This is a genomic window from Rhizobium sp. C4 (genome assembly GCF_021026315.1).
Lineage (GTDB): Bacteria > Pseudomonadota > Alphaproteobacteria > Rhizobiales > Rhizobiaceae > Ensifer_A.
Window position 1 is genome coordinate 1 of the sequence record NZ_JAJNCX010000002.1, and the last position, 18,420, is coordinate 18,420.

The 18,420-nt window shown below is 60.1% G+C and carries 13 protein-coding genes and 3 pseudogenes; 9 read left to right on the forward strand and 7 right to left on the reverse strand.

The window, feature by feature from the left end; translation table 11 throughout:
* Window positions 1-78: 78 nt before the first annotated feature.
* From tnpB to LQK84_RS03640, 4 genes and pseudogenes are all read right to left on the reverse strand, one after another.
* A complete protein-coding gene (tnpB, locus tag LQK84_RS03625) occupies window positions 79-453 on the reverse strand; it encodes an IS66 family insertion sequence element accessory protein TnpB (protein WP_230827291.1) in 375 nt (124 codons plus the stop codon).
* Window positions 450-839 (reverse strand): IS66-like element accessory protein TnpA, encoded by a 390-nt coding sequence (gene tnpA, locus LQK84_RS03630; RefSeq protein WP_230827292.1) that lies wholly within the window; start codon window positions 837-839, stop codon window positions 450-452. The genes tnpB and tnpA overlap by 4 nt, the downstream gene beginning before the upstream one ends.
* Window positions 840-1,193: 354 nt before the next feature.
* Window positions 1,194-2,795, reverse strand: coding sequence for an endonuclease NucS domain-containing protein (locus LQK84_RS03635; RefSeq protein WP_230827293.1), 1,602 nt, complete (start codon window positions 2,793-2,795; stop codon window positions 1,194-1,196).
* A gap of 493 nt (window positions 2,796-3,288) precedes the next feature.
* Window positions 3,289-3,441, reverse strand: a pseudogene (locus LQK84_RS03640) (IS6 family transposase); the annotation flags it as partial.
* Window positions 3,442-3,783: 342 nt separating this feature from the next.
* Here LQK84_RS03640 and LQK84_RS03645 point away from each other — a divergent pair.
* The 8 genes and pseudogenes from LQK84_RS03645 to LQK84_RS03685 all read left to right on the forward strand — a co-directional run bounded on the left by LQK84_RS03645 (window position 3,784) and on the right by LQK84_RS03685 (window position 15,448).
* Window positions 3,784-6,108, forward strand: coding sequence for a LuxR C-terminal-related transcriptional regulator (locus LQK84_RS03645; RefSeq protein WP_230827294.1), 2,325 nt, complete (start codon window positions 3,784-3,786; stop codon window positions 6,106-6,108).
* A gap of 208 nt (window positions 6,109-6,316) precedes the next feature.
* Window positions 6,317-7,882 carry an ABC transporter substrate-binding protein gene (locus LQK84_RS03650; RefSeq protein WP_230827295.1) on the forward strand — a complete coding sequence of 522 codons (1,566 nt, stop codon included), beginning with the start codon at window positions 6,317-6,319 and terminating at the stop codon, window positions 7,880-7,882.
* A 109-nt stretch (window positions 7,883-7,991) separates the two neighbouring features.
* On the forward strand, window positions 7,992-9,023 hold the full coding sequence (locus tag LQK84_RS03655) for an ABC transporter permease (RefSeq protein WP_230827296.1): 1,032 nt from the start codon (window positions 7,992-7,994) through the stop codon (window positions 9,021-9,023).
* Window positions 9,020-9,910, forward strand: coding sequence for an ABC transporter permease (locus tag LQK84_RS03660; protein ID WP_230827297.1), 891 nt, complete (start codon window positions 9,020-9,022; stop codon window positions 9,908-9,910). Before LQK84_RS03655 ends, LQK84_RS03660 begins: the two co-directional genes overlap by 4 nt.
* Window positions 9,907-11,639, forward strand: a pseudogene (locus LQK84_RS25305) (dipeptide ABC transporter ATP-binding protein). The gene LQK84_RS03660 and the pseudogene LQK84_RS25305 overlap by 4 nt, the downstream one beginning before the upstream one ends.
* An 11-nt stretch (window positions 11,640-11,650) precedes the next feature.
* Window positions 11,651-13,198, forward strand: a complete 1,548-nt coding sequence (locus LQK84_RS03675) for a hydantoinase/oxoprolinase family protein (RefSeq protein WP_230827300.1) — start codon at window positions 11,651-11,653, stop codon at window positions 13,196-13,198.
* The gene (locus LQK84_RS03680) at window positions 13,188-14,279 is read left to right on the forward strand and encodes a DUF917 domain-containing protein (RefSeq protein ID WP_230827301.1); all 1,092 of its coding nucleotides are present in this window, start codon (window positions 13,188-13,190) and stop codon (window positions 14,277-14,279) included. The genes LQK84_RS03675 and LQK84_RS03680 overlap by 11 nt, the downstream gene beginning before the upstream one ends.
* Before the next feature lie 80 nt (window positions 14,280-14,359).
* Window positions 14,360-15,448 (forward strand): DUF917 domain-containing protein, encoded by a 1,089-nt coding sequence (locus LQK84_RS03685; RefSeq protein WP_230827302.1) that lies wholly within the window; start codon window positions 14,360-14,362, stop codon window positions 15,446-15,448.
* Between the two features lie 254 nt (window positions 15,449-15,702).
* On the opposite strand, the gene LQK84_RS03690 is transcribed toward LQK84_RS03685, so the two are convergent.
* Together LQK84_RS03690 and LQK84_RS03695 are read right to left on the reverse strand one after the other, a co-directional pair.
* Window positions 15,703-16,005: a hypothetical protein gene (locus LQK84_RS03690; protein WP_230827303.1), complete on the reverse strand. Its 303-nt coding sequence runs from the start codon at window positions 16,003-16,005 to the stop codon at window positions 15,703-15,705.
* Window positions 16,006-16,132: 127 nt separating this feature from the next.
* Window positions 16,133-16,441, reverse strand: a complete 309-nt coding sequence (locus LQK84_RS03695; protein ID WP_230827304.1) for a LysR substrate-binding domain-containing protein — start codon at window positions 16,439-16,441, stop codon at window positions 16,133-16,135.
* On the opposite strand from LQK84_RS03695, the pseudogene groEL reads away from it, so the two are divergent.
* Window positions 16,431-16,675: pseudogene (gene groEL / locus LQK84_RS03700) on the forward strand (chaperonin GroEL); the annotation flags it as partial. The gene LQK84_RS03695 and the pseudogene groEL overlap by 11 nt on opposite strands.
* A gap of 78 nt (window positions 16,676-16,753) precedes the next feature.
* Here the strand turns inward: groEL and LQK84_RS03705 are convergent.
* Complete coding sequence (locus LQK84_RS03705) at window positions 16,754-18,418, reverse strand: hydantoinase B/oxoprolinase family protein (protein WP_230827305.1); 1,665 nt, start codon at window positions 18,416-18,418, stop codon at window positions 16,754-16,756.
* Window positions 18,419-18,420 lie beyond the last annotated feature (2 nt).

The following is an 18,420-nucleotide window of genomic DNA, read 5'->3' on the forward strand; positions in this document are numbered from 1 at the left end:
CGCTGTCCTCAATCGCATGCTGGCCTGCGCACGCCCGAAATCCGTCCGCTGCACAAAAGCTAACCCATAGAAGCAGCATCAAAGACGGAGTTCCGTTCTTTCAACGACCCACGCACCAAAGCCTGTCTCTACGGCACGGACGCGCCGCCAATCGAGCCCCGCAAACAGCGCCTCGAACTGGGCATGCGTCAGTGTCATCAGCCCATCCTTGATACCGGGCCAGCTGAAAGTGTGCTCTTCCAGCCTTTTGTAGGCCAGCACAATGCCGCTACCATCCCAATAGATCAGCTTCAGCCGATCTGCCTTGCGCGACCGGAACACGAAGACCGTTCCGGTGAACGGGTCCTTGTGCAGCTCGTTCTTCACCAGCGCCGCCAACCCGTCGTGCCCCTTGCGGAAGTCCACGGGCTTGGTCGCCACCATGATGCGGACGCGGTTCGAGGGAAAGATCATGTCGCCCCCGCCAATGCGCGTGCAACAGCTACGAGTCTGGCCACAGACGCCCCTTCCTCAAGGCGGATCGTCACGGGACCGACGACAATCTCTGCGCGGGAAACCGCCTTGGTTGATGGCGCTTCTGGCGTAATGGTCTGAGGTGACTTCTCGACAACCAAGGCGGCGAATTCGACAGCATCTTCCGGCGCAGGTAAAACCAGCTTGCCGCGACGAGCCATGGTTCTCCACGACGACAGGTGGTTCGCCTTGAGCCCGTAGCGCTCGGCAACCTCATTCACCGTCGCGCCCGGCCGCAAGCTCTCCGACACGATCTGAGCCTTGATCTCGTCGGGCCATTGGCGATGGGCATCACGCCGCCCACGACGCGTTGTGAGAACCTCCATTGTAGTCTCCATGGAGAAACTCCTTCCCGCTCATCCATGCGACCTCGATCACAGATCAGACGGCGAAGGGCAACGTGGGGAGAGAACAGCTGTTACCACTTAACTTGAGATTCGCCGGTTCGGTTTCCGGCGTTTGACGCTCTCGGATTCGGAGATAACACTCTGTAATATCTCGAATTTTCTGATGAAGCTTGGCCATCGGTGGTCATCTTTTTCTATGCGGTGAATCTCACATTAAGTAGCCAAATCGAACCGGCGAATCTCAAATTGGGTGCCCGATCTCAAGTTAGGTGCTGCGCTATCTTATTGAAATTATTGGATGCGGGGTCTCGCGATTAAATGCAAAACGACAAATCAGTCGTCATCGATTTGGAATGCATTTTTGAGAGGGTCTGCAGGCAAAGGACCGGTGGAGTTTAGCAGTCTCGCTACCTCAGCGCTGTACTCTGGATTGTCTCGTACAAACTCGTTGATGGTCAGCGCATGATTTAGCCCTTCGACCACCGTGTACTGGTCTCCTTCCCGGAGCATTAGTGTCGGCACAAAACCATGTTGAGACATGGTATCGATTTTCGGCTCGTTACCCTGTGCACTAAATAAACTGGCGATAGTCAAAAACGGGCTGCCATAAGCCATTGTCATATTGGTCTTTGCTTCGTTCACCCCCGGGGACGTAAAACCATCCCAAAGATAATATCCTGCGAGCATACCAACCACCGTGTCCTTCCGCCGTACAGTGATCGCAAATTCGGATAGCGCCGCTTGGCAAGAAGCCGTCGCCTGGTAGATTGTGTAGAATATATTGCTCTTATGATATGCAATCAGCTCGACGGTTAGGTTGCCAGATGTGAGCTGGCCCAAGAATTCTTCGGCGCTCTTTCTCCAGCGAGGTTCAAACGAAAGGAAGCGCAGGAAGCTGTCCCGTTCTGATTTCCACGACGAGGAATATTTGGGATTCACGGTTGCGGAAAATACATGACGGCTGAGCTGGCCACTGCCGCTCATCGAAGACTGGGCTCGTATCTGCAAAATGAGGGTTTCGTCGTCATTCACGAATTCGGACGCCGGCCAGTCGCCTAGCCTCACTATTGAGTTGACCTGGTATATAGCAAGAAGCCTGTCAATCTTCTCAGGTGTTCCACGTCTTGATTCCGCGTCAATCCTCATAATATGCGGTGCGCCGTCGCCCTCGGCGATCCAGTCGCTTACGTCTGCTTCGGCTTCCCAGCCCGGAAAACCATAGGGGAAGAGCCAGCCAATCGAGTTGCCGATGACACGCTCTATTTCGTCATCGTGGGCCGGCGCGATCCTCCATGTGAAAACGATTGTCCGGTAAGTTGTGTATCGAGGCGCCGCATTGTCTGACGGGTCAAGTAGAAGCAACGCGATGCGTACGAAGGGAAGCCTCGAGCTTCGCTCCTTCGTATAATCGATGTGCGATGCCCTATCTTCACTGGTCTCGAATTCAAGTATGCTGATTTCAGGGCTCAGTTGAGGAAGGAATTCCATGGGCAGGAGTTCGACCGGCTCGAACATGATCCGACCGTCTTGCTCCGTTACCTTGATTCCTTGGACGTCTACTCCGACGAAAGTAGCGAAATATGAGAGCGGCAGCAGCAACTCATTCCAAGAGGTGGACGCGACGATGCAGCGGATTTGCTCACGTGGGACGCGGTCCTGCTTTACAAGCAGAGTTATATACTTGCTAAGCTCGTTGAGAGTGGTGCGTTCGCTTTTTTCGCTTCGTTTGACTTCTATGCAGGTGACATGCCTCAAGGCATCGCGAGCAAGGATATCAATTCGCCCCCCCGTGCCTCCTTCATCGTTCGCTAGCGTATACTCCGTCTTCAGGTGAGTGAGCCCAGGCTCGATGGCATGAAGGTTGGCAGCAATGTAATCGCGGAGACCGCCTTCGTCTTTGAATTTCCCTAGCACTGGTAGAATGTCAGTCATCATGTTTCTCGTAAATTTTATGGACGCACTGCACGTCTGAACGGGGTTTTTCATATGACTGCAACCTATAGGGGGAGTCATTTCCCGAAGTTTAATCACTTGGAAACTGCGTGCCGGAGGCGACTGAACCAATGTCGCATAAGTTTCACTGTTGAACTAAGTGGTGGGTTTAAAAGAATAAAAAAGTCGGCATTGTTGGACTCTTCTATCTTGCTGTGCGTCGCTTGTTCCAAGGCAGCGAATAGGCTTTGATCAATCCTAATTCGAGGCCGGCGCTTCCGTGAATTGAGAGGCCGTTCCACTCCAGAGCCGGAGGCGTCGCGACAAACACCTCGTTTGGATCAGGCCCCAACAGTTCGATTATGATCATTTGATTTAGCCTCTGGCTCGTTCGCTGCGAAATCCCCAGGGTGTTCATAGAAATAAAATCGCTTCGAAAGCCCCATGGTTGCGACGCCGACGTACACAGCAGCTCCTGCCTTCACGAAGGCAGCCGCACGGTCTGATGCGAGATAATGATGCCACGCGCTGGCAACAGACCCTCGACCATCCACAGGCTCAGGGGAAAGCGGAAATAGAGGCATACCGCGTGGGCAATGATGTCAGCGGTAAAGCGGTGGCGGCGATATAGCGGATCACGGGCTGTCATGCCCCTTCATCACCAAAAAAGCTCCAAGTTCCGTTAAATTTACGATGCTCTCTAATCTGCTTCCCCAATTCTCTCAGGTGATTAGCTCATTCCGCAATTTAAGGGTCGAGGGTTCGTTTCCTTTCAAGGCGAGAGAACCGAGGCCAATTATCAGCGGAGTTATTCCGGAGTGCGTGCGACGGGTCTTTCGCATGGACAGTCGGCGCAGAAAGTTCGACTCCTCCCCAGAGAGTGAGCGGCTAGCCATCGGGGATAAGTTGCGTCATCATATTACGCTTCGGGTCCTGGGTTAAGTAACTGAAAATGACTCATATTGTGCGCCGGCGGTGGGAGCGGGCTGGTTTGCGCCAGCTCATCCTCGATGATCCGCATCCGATTGTTGTCGTAGAAGGGCCGGCGGGCATGGGCAAATCGGTGCTGCTCGAAGAGATCGCTGCCCGGACAGGTGGGGTGGTCATCCGGACGGATGACATTGAGAATACACCCGGATCGCCCTTGATCTGGGATGTGCCGGCGCGGCTTGAGCAGATAGCCTTGCCCGAAAGCATGATTGCCGGGGAGCAGCGTATTATCCTGGCCAAGCGACCTGAGACGCGGATCGATGGGCTTCATAGAGCACTTGCCTATGGAACTGCGACCCTGATCGAGCCGGATCGGCTCCTGTTTTCCGACGCTGAAATGGAGCATATTGCCGCCTCGGGCGTGGATGTCGCGTTCCTGAAAGCTGCAGCCGGATGGCCCTTGGCGGCGGGCCCGCGGCCATCCTTCTTCAAGGAATTCCTGCGGACTGAGTACCTGGCGAAACTGCGAGACAGCCAACTCGTCGATCTGCGATCTCTTCTGGATGGCGCTGCTCTTTTGGAGGCCGAAGGGTGCGCACTTCTTCCCTTTGCCAGGCGATGGCAGGACGGACGAACATATGTTCTCGCCGCGCCCGCGCTGGTTGGCGACATCAGGCCGGCGCTTGACGCGGAAATTGCCGATCGGCTCCAGACCCCCGGCGGGGCACGTGAGATCGCTGCGGCATTTTCCGAGCATGGACGTGTTCCCGATGCGATCGCCATCTTCCAGAAGGCCGGTCTCTACGACAATGCGCTGAAGCTTTTCGCTGATGCGGGTGGCCCGTACTTTCTCTATCATTTCGGTCTTGAGGCGCTCGACCGCGTGCTGAGCGGCTTTCCCTACAGCTTCGCCCATCAGAGCGAGACGATTGTCCTGGCGCTCACCCTTCAAGCTCTCAAGCGCGGCGATATTTCGCGCGCCAAGCGGCTTCTCGTCGATCGCTATGGCGACTATGCCAACGATGCCGAGGTGGTCTTTGCGCCCGATACGGTCTATTCCCGAGACTTCCGGGCACTGCGTGTTCTCATGTTCATTTATGAGGATTTCCATTTCTCGGACGACATGCTGGCCCGTGTCTTCACCTTTCTCTCCGAGTTCCCCTCGGACGCGCATCTGTTCCGTGGCATGCTCTACAATGACGTGCTCGAATACTATATCCGCACCCAGCGCTACAGTGAGGCGGAGGATGTGGCCCAACGGGCGATGTTCCATTATCGCGCCGCCGGAATACCGCTGCTCTGCTTCTACATCAGCTTGCACCGCTCGATGATGGGCCTGCTCAATGGCGACGCCGTTGCTGCACGCCAGCACGCACAGGAAAGCGCGAGCCTGCTTGCAGAGGTCCCCTTCGAGACGCCCAACGATCAACGACTCCAGAAGCTTCTGGAGGCCTGCGTCGACTACGAAGGCGGCAGGGCGGAGCCTCTGGCCCATTTCCTCAATGTCGAGATGGACGATTTCTCCCACGGCGAAATCTGGCCAACCCTGCTCGAATTCGCCCTCCGCTATGGCGCGCAGGCGATGGCAGATCACTTCTCGATCGCCGCCGCGCGTGGATTTCTGGATCGCTGGAGGGTCTATCAGATCTCCAACCGGCAGTTTCAGGCCATGATCAGTCTGCGTGAGGTCAATGTCCTGCAAAACGGGCAGCGCTGGCGCGAGGCCATGGACGTGTTGCGCCTGCAGGGCGGCGCAGATCGCAGTTGGCTGGAGGCGAGCAGCGATATCGCTGCGCTTCTCAGGGAGCCGGACGAACTGGCGCTGGCGCTTGCCTGGGTGCGGCAGTCCCTCTTCGACCAGCCGGACCATCCGGGGCTTGAGCCCTTCCTGACCCGCGTCTTCGACAGCCTTCACATCACCGAGCGGCAGCGCATCGCTGCGGGCGTCTGGCTCGCCTATCTCCACAAGCTGGCGCGCAATCTCACCGAGGCGCGCTCGGTTCTGCAAAAAGCGCTGGAAACCGCCGCGCGTCTTGGCGCGGTGGCCGCGCTGGCGGAGGAGCGGGTATTTCTGGACGGCCTCATCGACAACCAGCGCATCGGCGGCTTCGTCCTGGCGACAGCCTCGATCCGCCAGATCGTGCGCAAGCTGCGCGACAGCAGCCGGCTCAGCGACATGACAGGTGTCGGGGGCAAGCTCTCGCGGCGTGAAAGCAAGATCCTGATCATGCTGACCGAAGGGGGCGCCAACAAGGAAATTGCCGCCAAGCTGGGCTTGAGCGAGGCCACGGTGAAGTTTCACCTTGGAAACATCTATCGCAAGCTTGGATGCCGAAACAGGCAGGAGGCCATCGGCTCCGCCCGCGCACTCGGCCTGTTGAGATAGACGCGAAAAACTGGCCCAAGGCTTAGCTATTCGGCGTAAAACCTAGACTATTAAATCCGAAACCTAGACCGGACATTCATTGTCCCTTCGCATCCTGCCATGCAACGTTCATGAACGAAGATGGGAAGAGCCGGAAAGCGCCGCCCACAAACGCCGGCAGGCAAAGCCGCCGGCACAGGGGTTCCTCGTTTCAAAAACTGGAGGCATGATGAGCAAGTTCGGTTTCAAATCCTCGGCATTCGCTGCGGTTCTTCTGGCAGGGTCGGCGCTGTGCGGCCCGGCGCTCGCCGATACGGTCGTGACCATGAACACGGTGCAGATTTTCGGCACGATCGATCCGGCCAAGATTTCCGACTACACCGACTATATGGCGGCGGTGAACCTCTATGACGGTCTCGTCAGCGTCGATTCCAAGGGCAACCTGATCCCGCAACTGGCTGAAAGCTGGACCGTTTCGCCGGACGCGAAGGAAGTTACCTTCAAGCTGCGCGCGGATGCGAAGTTTACCGACGGCACGCCGGTGACGTCCGCCGATGTCGTCTACACGGTCGAGCGGCTGCTCAAGATCAACCAGGGCCCGGCCAACCTCTTCGCCGGTGTCATCGGTCCCGGCGCGATCACGGCCGTCGACGACAAGACCGTCAAGTTCACGCTCTCCAAGACCTTCTCCCCCTTCCTGTCGACCGTTCCGGCCATCTTCATCCTCAATTCCAAAATGGTGAAGGAACATGCCGGCAATGACGAGGGGCAGACCTGGCTTGCCACCAACACCGCCGGTGCTGGCGCCTATTCGCTGAAGGAATGGGATCGCGGCGCGAAGATGACGATCACGCGCAACAAGGGTTATTACAAGGGTTTCGGCCCCGGCCCGATCGACGAGGTGCGCTGGATCATCACCAATGACGAAGCGACCGTGAAGTCGCTGGCTGCCTCCGGCGAGCTGACCATGTCCAGCCAGTTCCAGTCGCCCGAAACCTACAAGGCGCTTGAAGCCATGGGCCGCTTCAAAGTCGTGGCGCAGGATACGGCCGTCGCCTTCTATCTGAAGCTCAACACCAAGGTGCCGCCGACGGATGACGTTCACATCCGCAAGGCGATTGCGCTGGCGACGGACTATGACACGATCCGCCAGCAGCTGGTTCCGGGCGGCGAGTTGACCACCCCGCTGCCGAAGACCTTCGCCGACTTCCATGCGGGCGATGTGCCGGCGGCAAAATATGATCTCGAAGCCGCCAAGGCCGAGGTCGCGAAGTCGAAATATGCCGGCAAGGAAATCCCGATCACGCTCGGCTATGTCGCGGGCACGAAGTTCGAGGAAGAGATCAGCCTTCTCATGCAGTCGAACCTCGAGCAGATCGGCTTCAAGGTGACGCAGCAGGCCGATCCTTGGAACCGCATCACCGAGATCGCCAGCAAGGTCGACACCACGCCGGCGGTCAACCAGATCTTCTTCGGCCCGACCTATCCCTCGCCGGATTCCATGTTCTTCACGCAGTATCACTCCAAGGCGGCCGGCACCTGGGCCTCGATGGAATGGTTGCAGAACCCGGAAATCGACAAGATGATCGATGCCGCCCGCGAGACGGGCGACAAGGCCAAGCAGGTCGAGATCTACAAGGATCTTCAGCGCAAGATCGTCGAGATCCAGCCTGATGTCTTCCTGCTGACACAGAAGGTGCAGCATGCGATGGACAAGTGCCTGACCGGCTTTGACGCCGTGCCGATGCAGTCCTTCGACTACAACTTCACGCGCTACAGCTGGACCTGCAAGTAAGCCTCTCAAGGCGCCGGCGGGTTTCGACAGAAGCTCGCCGGCATGACTGGATGTCACAATTGCAACGCAGGCAACCGGCAGCGCTCCGCTTCGCCGGTCTGCGGGAGCCATGAACTTGGAATTCACACTCTTCCTCATACGGCGCATCTTGTGGTCGCTTCTGGTCCTGTTCGGACTGTCGATCGTGATTTTCGTCATTGCCCGCGCCATGCCCGGCGACCCGGCGCGTCTGGCGCTCGGCCCCCGCGCCAGCGCCGAACAGGTGACGCAATTGCGGGAAGAGCTCGGTCTGAACAAGCCGCTGGTCCAGCAGTATGTGCTCTATATGGAAGGGCTGGCGGAGGGTGATCTCGGCAAGTCGCTGCTGACGCGCCGGCCGGTGAACGACGATATCCGCGAGACCTTCCCGGCGACCTTCGAACTGGTGCTTTCGACCATTACCATCGCTTTCTTTCTCGGCGTGCCGCTGGGCGTGCTGGCCTCGCGCTTCAAGGATCGCTGGCCGGATAATGCCGTGCGCTTCGTGTCGATCCTCGCCGCTGTGACCCCGAGTTTCTTCCTGGCGCTGCTCCTGCAGATCCTGGCCGGCTATGTGCTCCACATCCTGCCGACGACGGGCCGTCTGCCGCATAATATCGGCTTTGTGGCCGACATGACCGGTCTTGTGACCGTCGATGCGCTGCTGCGTGGCAGGTTCGATGTGTTTCTGGAAGCCTGGCGTTATCTTCTTCTTCCGTCCATCGCGCTGATGGCGGCCACGATGGGGCAGATCGCCCGCATCACGCGCTCCTCGATGATCGATGTGTCCAGCCAGGACTATATCGAGGCAAGCCGCGCCTTCGGCGTGCCGGAGCCGGTGCGCCTGTTCAAATACATGCTGCGCCCGAGCTTCGTACCGCCGCTCACCATCATGGGGCTCGAATTCGCCTCGCTGATCGGCAATGCCTTCGTGGTCGAGCTTGTCTTCGCCTGGCCCGGCATGGCCGCCTATGGTGTGCGCACCATCCTCCAGAAGGATCTGAACGCGGTAATGGGCGTGGTCATCGTTTCGGGCGTCTTCTTCGTCGTGGTCAATCTCGTCATCGATGCTCTGGTCGGCTTCGTCGACCCGCGCGTTCGCATCCGTGGGAGGCGCGCATGAGCGATGTGGTGAACCCAAAGGCTGCCGAGCTTCCTCGCCTGTCGAACGCTTACCAGAACTGGTATCGCTTCAGCCGCAATCCGACGGCCGTCATAGGTGCTGTGATCGTCGTGCTGGCCATTCTTGCGGCGATCTTCGCGCCTTATATCACGCCCTATCCGCAGCATGCCGGCGCGGTAGTCAATTTCCGCTTCCGCCACCTGCCGCCGTCCGGCACGTTCTGGTTCGGCACGGACGATGTCGGGCGCGACATCTTCACCCGCGTCATCTTCGGGCTGCGTGTCTCGCTTACACTCGCGCTTGTGGTTCTGGGAACGGCCGTTCCCTTCGGCACGATCATGGGTCTCATCGCCGGCTATTTCGACGGCTGGACCGAGACGATCATCATGCGCCTGACGGATGTGGCGCTGGCCATTCCGCCGCTCGTCATGGCGCTTGCGGTTGCAGCAGTGCTGTCGCCCGATCTCACGCATTCGATGCTGGCGATTGCCGCGCTCTGGTGGACCTGGCACACGCGGCTTGTCTATTCGATGACGCGACAGATCCGGAGCCAGGAATTCATCGAGGCGGCGGAAACGCTGGGCGCATCGAAATTCCACATTCTGTTCCGGGAAATCCTGCCGAACTGCATTTCGGCGATCGCGGTCAAGACGTCGCTGGACTGCGGTTTCGTCATTCTCGTCGGCGCGTCGCTCTCCTTCCTCGGTCTCGGCATCCAGCCGCCAACGCCCGACCTCGGCACGATGGTGGCCGCCGGCTCGGCCTTCCTGCCGGAACATTGGTGGGAATCGATGATGCCGGGCTTTGCCATTCTGGTGCTGGCGCTCGGCTTCAATCTTCTCGGCGATGGTCTGCGCGACCTTTACGATGTGCAGGAGGTCAAATGAGCGAGAGCCTTCTGTCCATTCGCGGGCTGAACGTGCAGTTTTCAGCCTATGGTCGCAGCCAGCAGGTGTTGCATGACGTCTCGCTGGATGTGCCGGCCCATTCGCAGGTCGCCCTTGTCGGCGAGAGCGGTTCCGGCAAGACCGTCACCATGAAGGCGATCATGGGTCTGCTGCGCGATCCGCCGGCCCGCATTCTGTCCGGCGAAATCCGCTACGAGGGGCGTGATCTTCTCAAGCTGCCACCGCGCGAGCGCAAGAAGCTCAACGGGACAGAAATGTCGATGGTGTTCCAGGACCCGATGAGTTCGCTCAACCCGGTCTTCACCATTGCCGACCAGCTCGGCACGATCCTCAAATATGCCGATCGCCGTCTCGGCCGGTCGCGCTCCGGGCGCGAGCGCATGGCCCGTGTGCTTGAGGTTCTGGCGCAGGTGCGGATGCGCGATCCCGAGCGGGTGGCAGCCTCTTATCCAGTGATGCTTTCCGGCGGCATGCGCCAACGCGTCTTGATCGCCATGGCGCTGCTCAGCGAACCGAAACTGCTGATCGCCGACGAGCCCGGCACGGCGCTCGACGTAACCACGCAGGCGCAAATCCTGAAGCTCTTGAAAGACCTCGTCGCTGATCGCGGTCTGGCGCTGCTGATGATCACGCATAATCTCGGCGTCGTGCGGGAAACGTCAGACTATGTCTATGTGATGAACAAGGGCGTGGTGGTCGAACATGCACCGGCGGCTGAACTCTTCTCCGCGCCGCGCGAGGACTACACGAGATCGCTCATCGCTGCCGTGCCGCGCCTCACCGGCGGCATGCGCTTCGGCTCGGCGGGGGCGCGCGTATGACAGTTCCCGTTCTCGAAATCATCGGCCTCAACAAAGGCTTCCCGGTGAAAAACGGCTTTGGCCGTACCGTCGATGAAGTCCGCGCCGTGGATGACGTCTCCTTTTCCATCGCCAAGGGTGAGGTCTACGGCCTTGCCGGCGAAAGCGGCTCGGGCAAATCCACCATTGCCCGCATGATCATGGGGCTGGAGCGGCCGACCTCCGGCGACATCCTGATCGAGGGGCGCAATCTCGGCGGCGGCATGGCGGCGGCAGAAAAGCGCAAGCTCGTGCAGATGGTGTTCCAGAATCCGGGCTCGTCGCTCAACCCGCGCCGCACGATCGGCCAGTCGCTGCGCGTCCCGCTTGAGGCCATGGGCCTTGCCGGGCGGAAGATCGATGCGCGCATCGGCGAGCTTCTCGACATGGTGCAATTGCCGGCCAATTTTGCCGAGCGCTTCCCGCACGAACTGTCCGGCGGGCAGAAGCAGCGCGTGGCGATTGCCCGCGCCATCGCGGTTCAGCCGCGCCTTCTGGTGCTCGATGAACCGACCTCGGCGCTCGATGTTTCGGTTCAGGCCAAGGTGATCGATCTGCTGGTCGATCTCGGGCGCGAGCTGGAACTCTCCTATCTCTTCATCTCCCACGACCTGTCGCTGATGCGCAATTTCGCCGACCGGATCGGCGTGCTCTATCGCGGACGGATCGTTGAGACGGGTCGTTCGGACGCAGTCTTCGAGAACCCGGCGCATGACTATACGCGCCTTCTCATCGCTTCCGTTCCCGTGGTGACGGCGGAGGAGGAGGCCGTCCGCCCGAAAATTCCGCTGATCGATGGAGAAATCCCGACAGCCGAGGCGCTGCTTGCACTGCGCGAGCAGGAACGCCGCAACCCAACATCTGAGTGAGGACTGACATCATGTTGAGAATTGGAATCGACGTCGGCGGCACGAATACCGATGCCGTGGTCATGGAGGGGACAAAGGTCATTGCCGGCGTGAAATCGGCCACGACCGACGATGTGATGAGCGGCGTCGTCAATGCGCTGCGCGATGTGCTGGCCGCATCTGGGATCGCAGCCTCGGCGATCGACTTCGTGATGATTGGCACCACGCATTTCACCAATGCCGTCGTCCAGCGCCGCAATCTGGCCCAGACGGCTGCCGTCCGCCTCGGCCTGCCGGCTACCGCCTCGCTGCCGCCCATGGTCGACTGGCCGGAAGACCTGAAGCAGGCGATCGGCAACCATGCCTATCTCGCGCATGGCGGCAACGAATTCGACGGCCGGGTGATCTCACCGCTGGACGAGGAAGAGCTGAAGTCCATTGCCGCCGATATCAAGGCCAAGGGCATCCGTTCGGTTGCGATTACCTCCGTCTTTTCCCCTGTCAGCAGCGATTTCGAGAAGAAGGCTGGCGAAATTCTCGCCGCCGAAATTCCGGGCGTGCATGTCACGCTTTCCAGCGATATCGGCCGTATCGGGCTTCTGGAGCGCGAAAACGCTGCCATCATGAATGCCTGCCTGCGCGATCTCTCCGCGCATGTCATGAACGCCTTCCGCAATGCGATTTCGGAAGCCGGCATCAAGGGTAAGTTCTTCCTGACGCAGAATGACGGCACGCTGATGGATGCCGCCTTTGCCGAGAAATTCCCGGTCCTGACCTTTGCGTCGGGGCCCACCAATTCCATGCGCGGCGCGGCCTTCCTCTCCGGCGTCAAGGATGCCATCGTGGTCGATATCGGCGGCACGACCTCGGATGTCGGCTCGCTGCAGAAGGGCTTTCCGCGTCAGGCGACCGTGGCGGTCGAAGTGGGCGGCGTGCGCACCAATTTCCGCATGCCCGACGTGTTCTCGATCGGTCTCGGCGGCGGCTCGCTGGTGGTGGACGGTGTCGATGGCGTCAAGGTCGGCCCTGTCTCCGTCGGCTATCGCATCAAGTCGGAGGCGCTGATCTTCGGTGGCTCGACCCTGACGACGACGGATACGGCGGTCGCGCGCGGTCTGGCTGAACTCGGCGACAAGTCCAAGGTTGCCGGCCTTTCGCCCGATCTTCTGGCGCGGACCGGCGCGAAGATCATCGCCATGCTGGAGGATTGCGTCGAGCGCTCGCGACTTTCGCCCGAACCACTGCCCGTGATCGTGGTTGGCGGTGGCTCCATCCTCGTTGATGGTGACATTGCCGGGCTCGAAGTCATCAAGCCCAATCACTATGGCGTCGCCAATGCCGTGGGGGCCGCCATTGCCCAGGTCTCGGGCGAGATCGATCGCGTCTATGCGCTGGCCGAAATCGGTCGCGAGAATGCACTGGAAGATGCCAAGGCGCGCGCCATCGACGCCGCAGTGCAAGCCGGTGCGGCGCGGGAGACAATCGAGATCGTTGATGTCGAGGACGTGCCGCTTGCCTATCTGCCTGGCAATGCAACGCGCGTGCGCGTCAAGGCTGTTGGTGAACTCCATGCGCAGTGATGGTTATCTGATCGGCGAGGCGGATCTTGTGCCGCTGTCGCTCGGCGCAGCGCTGCTCGGGACGGGTGGCGGTGGCAATCCCTATATCGGCATGCTGCGCGCCCGCGAACTCGTGCGCAAGGGCGCCGAAATCCGCGTCATCCCGCTGGAAGCGCTTAAAGATGACGAATGGGTGTCGGAAGTCGGCGGCATCGGTGCGCCGGTCGTCGGCGTCGAGAAGGTCGAGGAGGGCGGCGAATGCCTGCGGGCCATGCGCGCTGTCGAAGAGGCGTCCGGCAAGCGATTTTCGGCTGTCATCTCTGCCGAAATCGGCGGGTCAAATGCCATGGAGCCGCTGATTGCGGCAGCCTTGGCCGGCATTCCCGCCGTCGATGGTGACGGCATGGGCCGCGCCTTCCCGGAAGTGCAGATGACGACCTATATGATCTATGGCGCGGATGTCTCGCCGGCGGCGATTGCCGACGAAAAGGGCAATGTCGTCGTCTTCCGCAATATCATCGACATGTACTGGCTGGAACGCTTCGCCCGCGACGTCGCGGTCGGCATGGGGGCGGGGGCAGGCCTTGCGGTCGCGCCCATGCGTGGTGACTTCGTGCGCCGCACAGCGGTTCCCGGAACGGTGACACAGGCGCTGTCGATCGGACGAACGATCCTGGAGGCCCGTGCAAAACGCCGCAACGTGGTGGATGAGGTTTGCGCCTCGACCGGCGCGCGCCTCTGCTTCACCGGCAAGATCACCGATATCGAGCGGCGACTGGAAGGCGGCTTTGCGCGCGGCAGCGCCAAACTCGTCGGTTCAGGCGCATGGAACGGATCGGAGGCGCGGATCGCCATCCAGAACGAAAATCTCGTGCTCTGGGTCGATGGCGAGCCAGTCGTGATGGTGCCGGACCTGATCATCAATCTCGAACTGGATACCGGCGAGCCGCTGACCACGGAAGTGTTGCGCTACGGCCAGCGCGTCGCCGTCATTGCTCTGCCGGTTCATGACCTCTTGAAGACCCCGCAGGCGCTGAAGGTCGTTGGACCGGCCGCCTTCGGTTATCCCGAACTGACATTCAAGCCGCTCGAAGCGCGCTGAGCCATTTTTGTTGTCGCGCCGGTTGAGTGAAAAACCGGACTCCACTTTTTCGCCCGGCGCTGTTGCGCGGAGGACAGACCATGAAGACACTCAAGACGATCTATGCCGAAGACCTCGAAGACATTGCCATCGGCGGCGCCATCCTCGGCACGGGTGGCGGTGGCGACCCCTATGTCGGCAAGCTGATGGCGCAGCAGGCGATCCTCAAGCATGGGCCGGTTCATCTGATTTCGGTCGAGGAGCTGGCGGACGATGCACTCGTCGTACCCGTCTGCATGATGGGCGCGCCGACCGTCATGACGGAAAAGCTGCCGCAGGGCGACGAGCTGATCAATGCCTTCCGGCAGCTCGAACAGCTGCTCGGCCGCAAGATCGATGCCGTTCTGTGCGGCGAAGCTGGTGGGGTGAACTCGACCACGCCCTTTGTGGTTGCCGCCGCCACCGGCCTGCCGCTGATTGACGGCGATGGCATGGGCCGCGCCTATCCGGAACTGCAGATGGTGACCTTCACCATGCACGGTGTTTCGGCCACACCGATGGTGCTGTGCGACGACAAGGGCAATTCGCTCGTTCTGGAAACGGTCAGCAACCAATGGACCGAACGGCTGGCACGTGCCGCCACGGTGGAAATGGGCGGCTCCGCGCTGCTGGCTTTCTATCCGATGAGCGGCGAGGTCGCCAAGAAGGCCGTTGTGCGCGGAACACTGTCGCTCTGCGCCAAGCTTGGGCTGACACTGCGTGAGGCCCGCGCCAATCATGGCAATCCGGTCGATGCGGTTGCCGAGACGCTGAAGGCGGTGACGCTGTTTCATGGTCGCGTTACCGACGTTGACCGCCGCACAGTCGGCGGCTTCGCGCGGGGCACGGCAACCTTTACGGGAGTGGAAGAGTTCAAGGGGCACAGCTTCAAGCTGGACTTCCAGAACGAATTCCTGATGGCCGCCCTCGATGGCAAGATCGTCTGTACGACACCGGATCTGATCACGCTTCTCGATGCCGAAAGCGGGACGCCCGTCACAGCAGACTCCCTGCATTATGGCCTGCGGCTGAAGGCGCTCGCCTTCCCCTGCAATCCGCAATGGCAGACTCAGGCCGGCATTGCGCTCGTCGGTCCGCGCTATTTCGGCTACGATGCGGATTATGTTCCCTATTTCGGCGCGGTGGATTGATCACTTGCACACTCAGATCTGTAGCCGTTATCCCTTCGCTCGGCGGCATGATCCAGCGCAAGCGCAATGAGGCGGTTGTGGAGATCGTCTGGGATGCGGCTTTACACCCATGACGGAGCGGACGGCCGATCTTCCGGTCCTTCCACGCCTTGGGTCAGGAAGCGGTCATATAAGCCATAAATGGTCGGCCTGTAGATGCCGATCTTTTCGAGGGGTCAACTGACAGATGCGACTACTCTACCAGCCAGATGATCTCAAGTTTTCCGGTGGCGGGATATCAAATTCGTCGCCGCCCCATCCCTGATCATGCTTTTTTGAACAGGCGGTTTTCCAGGGTAATGTCGGCAAGAGATAGCCTCCTTCAGATCGCGACTTTCCCGTTGAAGTGCCTTCACCTCGTCGCTGGTTGCTGAACAGTCGGTGCCACCGGCAAGGCGCTTCTTGCCCGCTTGGAGAAATTCCTTCGACCAGCTATAAATAATGGACATCTCATAGAACTTGACGATCTGTTCGCGGCCCAGACCGTCAAATTTCCCAGAAGTTAGCCGACGTCTCATATACGTAGCATTCCAAATCACAGGGTCGTAGGTTCTTACCGGTTCAAGAGCGAAACGGAACTTCCATAAGCTGGAGAGGAGCCGCTTCCGAAGATGCGGCTGTTTGACTACCAAACTTGCAAGCGATTCAAGCCAGTACGATCTCCATGAATGCCTCGATGGCAGGCAATCCTCTGGCTTCCTTGGCCATGACGACATAGACCCCGCATGTGGCGGGCGTGGTTCCGAAGGGCATAAGCCTGACCGTATCGTGTTGTCGGAGGGTGCCGTCGAAAATCGGTCCCACGCCGATCCCTGCGGCAATCGCCTCGCTGACGGCCTCGTTGCTGCCTGCAACGATGAACGGGGCCGGATCGAAGCCGGCCTCTCTGCAGGCGGTTTCGAAAACCTGTCGCGTCACCGAGCCGCTTTCCCGCAGGATCAACGGTTCGATCATTGTCGGCAAGTTTCCGAAAAGAACGAGTTCTGCTTCGGTTGGAACGCCCAGACCGGCGAATATGGAGACCTTTTCGCCCAGGGTGTGATCGACCCAGCCAAGGTCGTGCGCACCCCGCTTCAGGACGCCGCGTCTGTTGCCGGCCTTCTGGTGACGACGGAGGCGAGGATCGCTGAAAAGCCCAAGAAGGATGCCGCCCCGGCCATGTCCGCCAGCGCCGCCATGGACTTCTAAGGCGATCGAAATGGGCTTGCCCCACTCTCAAGGGGCAGGCCTCCCGTCATCTGCCTGAAAGTGCCATGTTTGTCCCCGTCAGACGGTGACGCCATAGACTTCGGACGCACGCTCGGCCGTCAGATAGCCATTCTTGACGTCGCTGCGAACCTTTTCCGGATCGCGCTTTTTCGGATCGCCCACGCCGCCGCCAGCACCGGTGATGATGCGGATGACATCGTCCTTGTCGACGCGAATGCCGGAGCCGAAGGCGAAGCGCTCGCTCGTCCCGTCCTTGCGCATCACGAGGGCGTAGTTCTGCGAGCCTTCCTGACCGCCGGCAATCGACCACGGCGCAATGCGCGAGCGGGTATAGCCGAGCGTGAGGAAGGAATTGTCGCGGCGGATGCGATAGTCGAGCCGGATGCCGCGCCCGCCGGTGAATTCGCCTTCGCCGCCCGCATCGGTGCAGAGTTCCAGCCGGTCGATGGTCAGACCGTTGCGCGCCTCGGAAATCTCCGCCGGGCAATTATAGGTCTCGCCATGCACGCCGGAGAAGATTGCCGAATTGCCGTCACGTCCGAAGGCCGCGCCCCAGCCGCCGATCTGCGGCTCGATGATCGTATATTGCCGGCCCGTGTCGGGATGGATGCCGCCGATGAAGGTTCCGGCGATGGAGGCGAAATGCCCGGCCGGCAGCTTCTCCGGCATATGCGGCGCGAGGCAGCGCCAGATCAGGTCGTACACGCGGATGCCGACTTCATAATAGAAGCCGACAGCGGCGGGCTCCTTGGCGTGGAAGAGCGTCCCTTCCTTCGTCAGCAGTTTCAGCGGGCGGAACGAGCCGCCATTGGCCGGCGAATGCGGCGAGGTCAGCGCCTTGAAAATGACCTGCGTGGAGACGAGCGTGTCGTCGTGACCGGCATTGAACGGCCCGGTGTCCTGATCCGGATTGTCGCGCAGATCGACCGTGAACTCGCTGTCGGAGATCGTCACCTTGACGTTGAAGAAGCGGCCATCGTCCTGCTCTTCCGTCATCTCGAACGTGCCGTGCGGCAGGTCGGCGAGCGCTTTCAGCGACACCTGTTCGCCGAAATTCATGAAGTCGCGCATGGCGGCCTCGAACGTGGCGATGCCGTATTTCGCTGCCAGTTCGACCAGACGCTTCGCGCCGATGCGCACCGATGCGATTGCCGCCCAGAGATCGCCCTCGATAAAATCGGGCATGCGCGAATTGACCATGATGATATCGAAAATGCCGGGGATCGGTTCACCCTTCGAGATCATCTTGATGGCCGGCAGGCGCAGGCCTTCCTGGAAGATTTCCGTCGCATCCGCCGAAAGCGAGCCGGGCGACTTGCCGCCGACATCGGAATTGTGGGCGATATTGGCGGTCCAGGCGATCAGCTTCCCATCGGCAAAGACGGGCATGGCCACGACAAGATCGTTCAGATGCGTGACGCCGCCATAATAGGGGTCATTGGTGATGAAGACGTCGCCGGGCTCGACATCGCCGGGCTTGTCGAATTTCTTCACCAGAACCTTCACCGACTTGTCGAGCACACCGATGAAGCCGGGAATGCCGGCGCCGCTGCTTGCCAGTTCCCCTTCCGCGTCGAGAATGCCGGTGCCCATGTCGAGCACTTCGTAGATGATCGAGCTCATGGCCGTCTTGCGCATGGCCGCGAACATCTCGTCGGCGGTCGCTTGCAGCGAGTTCTGGATGATTTCGAGCGTAATGGGATCGTGTGAAACTGCAGTCATCG

Excerpts from the sequence above, each read along its gene's own strand:
- tnpB (WP_230827291.1), bottom strand. The coding sequence starts at position 453 with ATGATCTTTCCCTCGAACCGCGTCCGCATCATGGTGGCGACCAAGCCC.
- tnpA (WP_230827292.1), bottom strand. The coding sequence starts at position 839 with ATGGAGGTTCTCACAACGCGTCGTGGGCGGCGTGATGCCCATCGCCAA.
- LQK84_RS03635 (WP_230827293.1), bottom strand. The coding sequence starts at position 2,795 with ATGATGACTGACATTCTACCAGTGCTAGGGAAATTCAAAGACGAAGGC.
- LQK84_RS03650 (WP_230827295.1), top strand. The coding sequence starts at position 6,317 with ATGAGCAAGTTCGGTTTCAAATCCTCGGCATTCGCTGCGGTTCTTCTG.
- LQK84_RS03655 (WP_230827296.1), top strand. The coding sequence starts at position 7,992 with ATGAACTTGGAATTCACACTCTTCCTCATACGGCGCATCTTGTGGTCG.
- LQK84_RS03660 (WP_230827297.1), top strand. The coding sequence starts at position 9,020 with ATGAGCGATGTGGTGAACCCAAAGGCTGCCGAGCTTCCTCGCCTGTCG.
- LQK84_RS03675 (WP_230827300.1), top strand. The coding sequence starts at position 11,651 with ATGTTGAGAATTGGAATCGACGTCGGCGGCACGAATACCGATGCCGTG.
- LQK84_RS03680 (WP_230827301.1), top strand. The coding sequence starts at position 13,188 with ATGCGCAGTGATGGTTATCTGATCGGCGAGGCGGATCTTGTGCCGCTG.
- LQK84_RS03685 (WP_230827302.1), top strand. The coding sequence starts at position 14,360 with ATGAAGACACTCAAGACGATCTATGCCGAAGACCTCGAAGACATTGCC.
- LQK84_RS03690 (WP_230827303.1), bottom strand. The coding sequence starts at position 16,005 with ATGAGACGTCGGCTAACTTCTGGGAAATTTGACGGTCTGGGCCGCGAA.
- LQK84_RS03695 (WP_230827304.1), bottom strand. The coding sequence starts at position 16,441 with ATGATCGAACCGTTGATCCTGCGGGAAAGCGGCTCGGTGACGCGACAG.
- LQK84_RS03705 (WP_230827305.1), bottom strand. The coding sequence starts at position 18,418 with ATGACTGCAGTTTCACACGATCCCATTACGCTCGAAATCATCCAGAAC.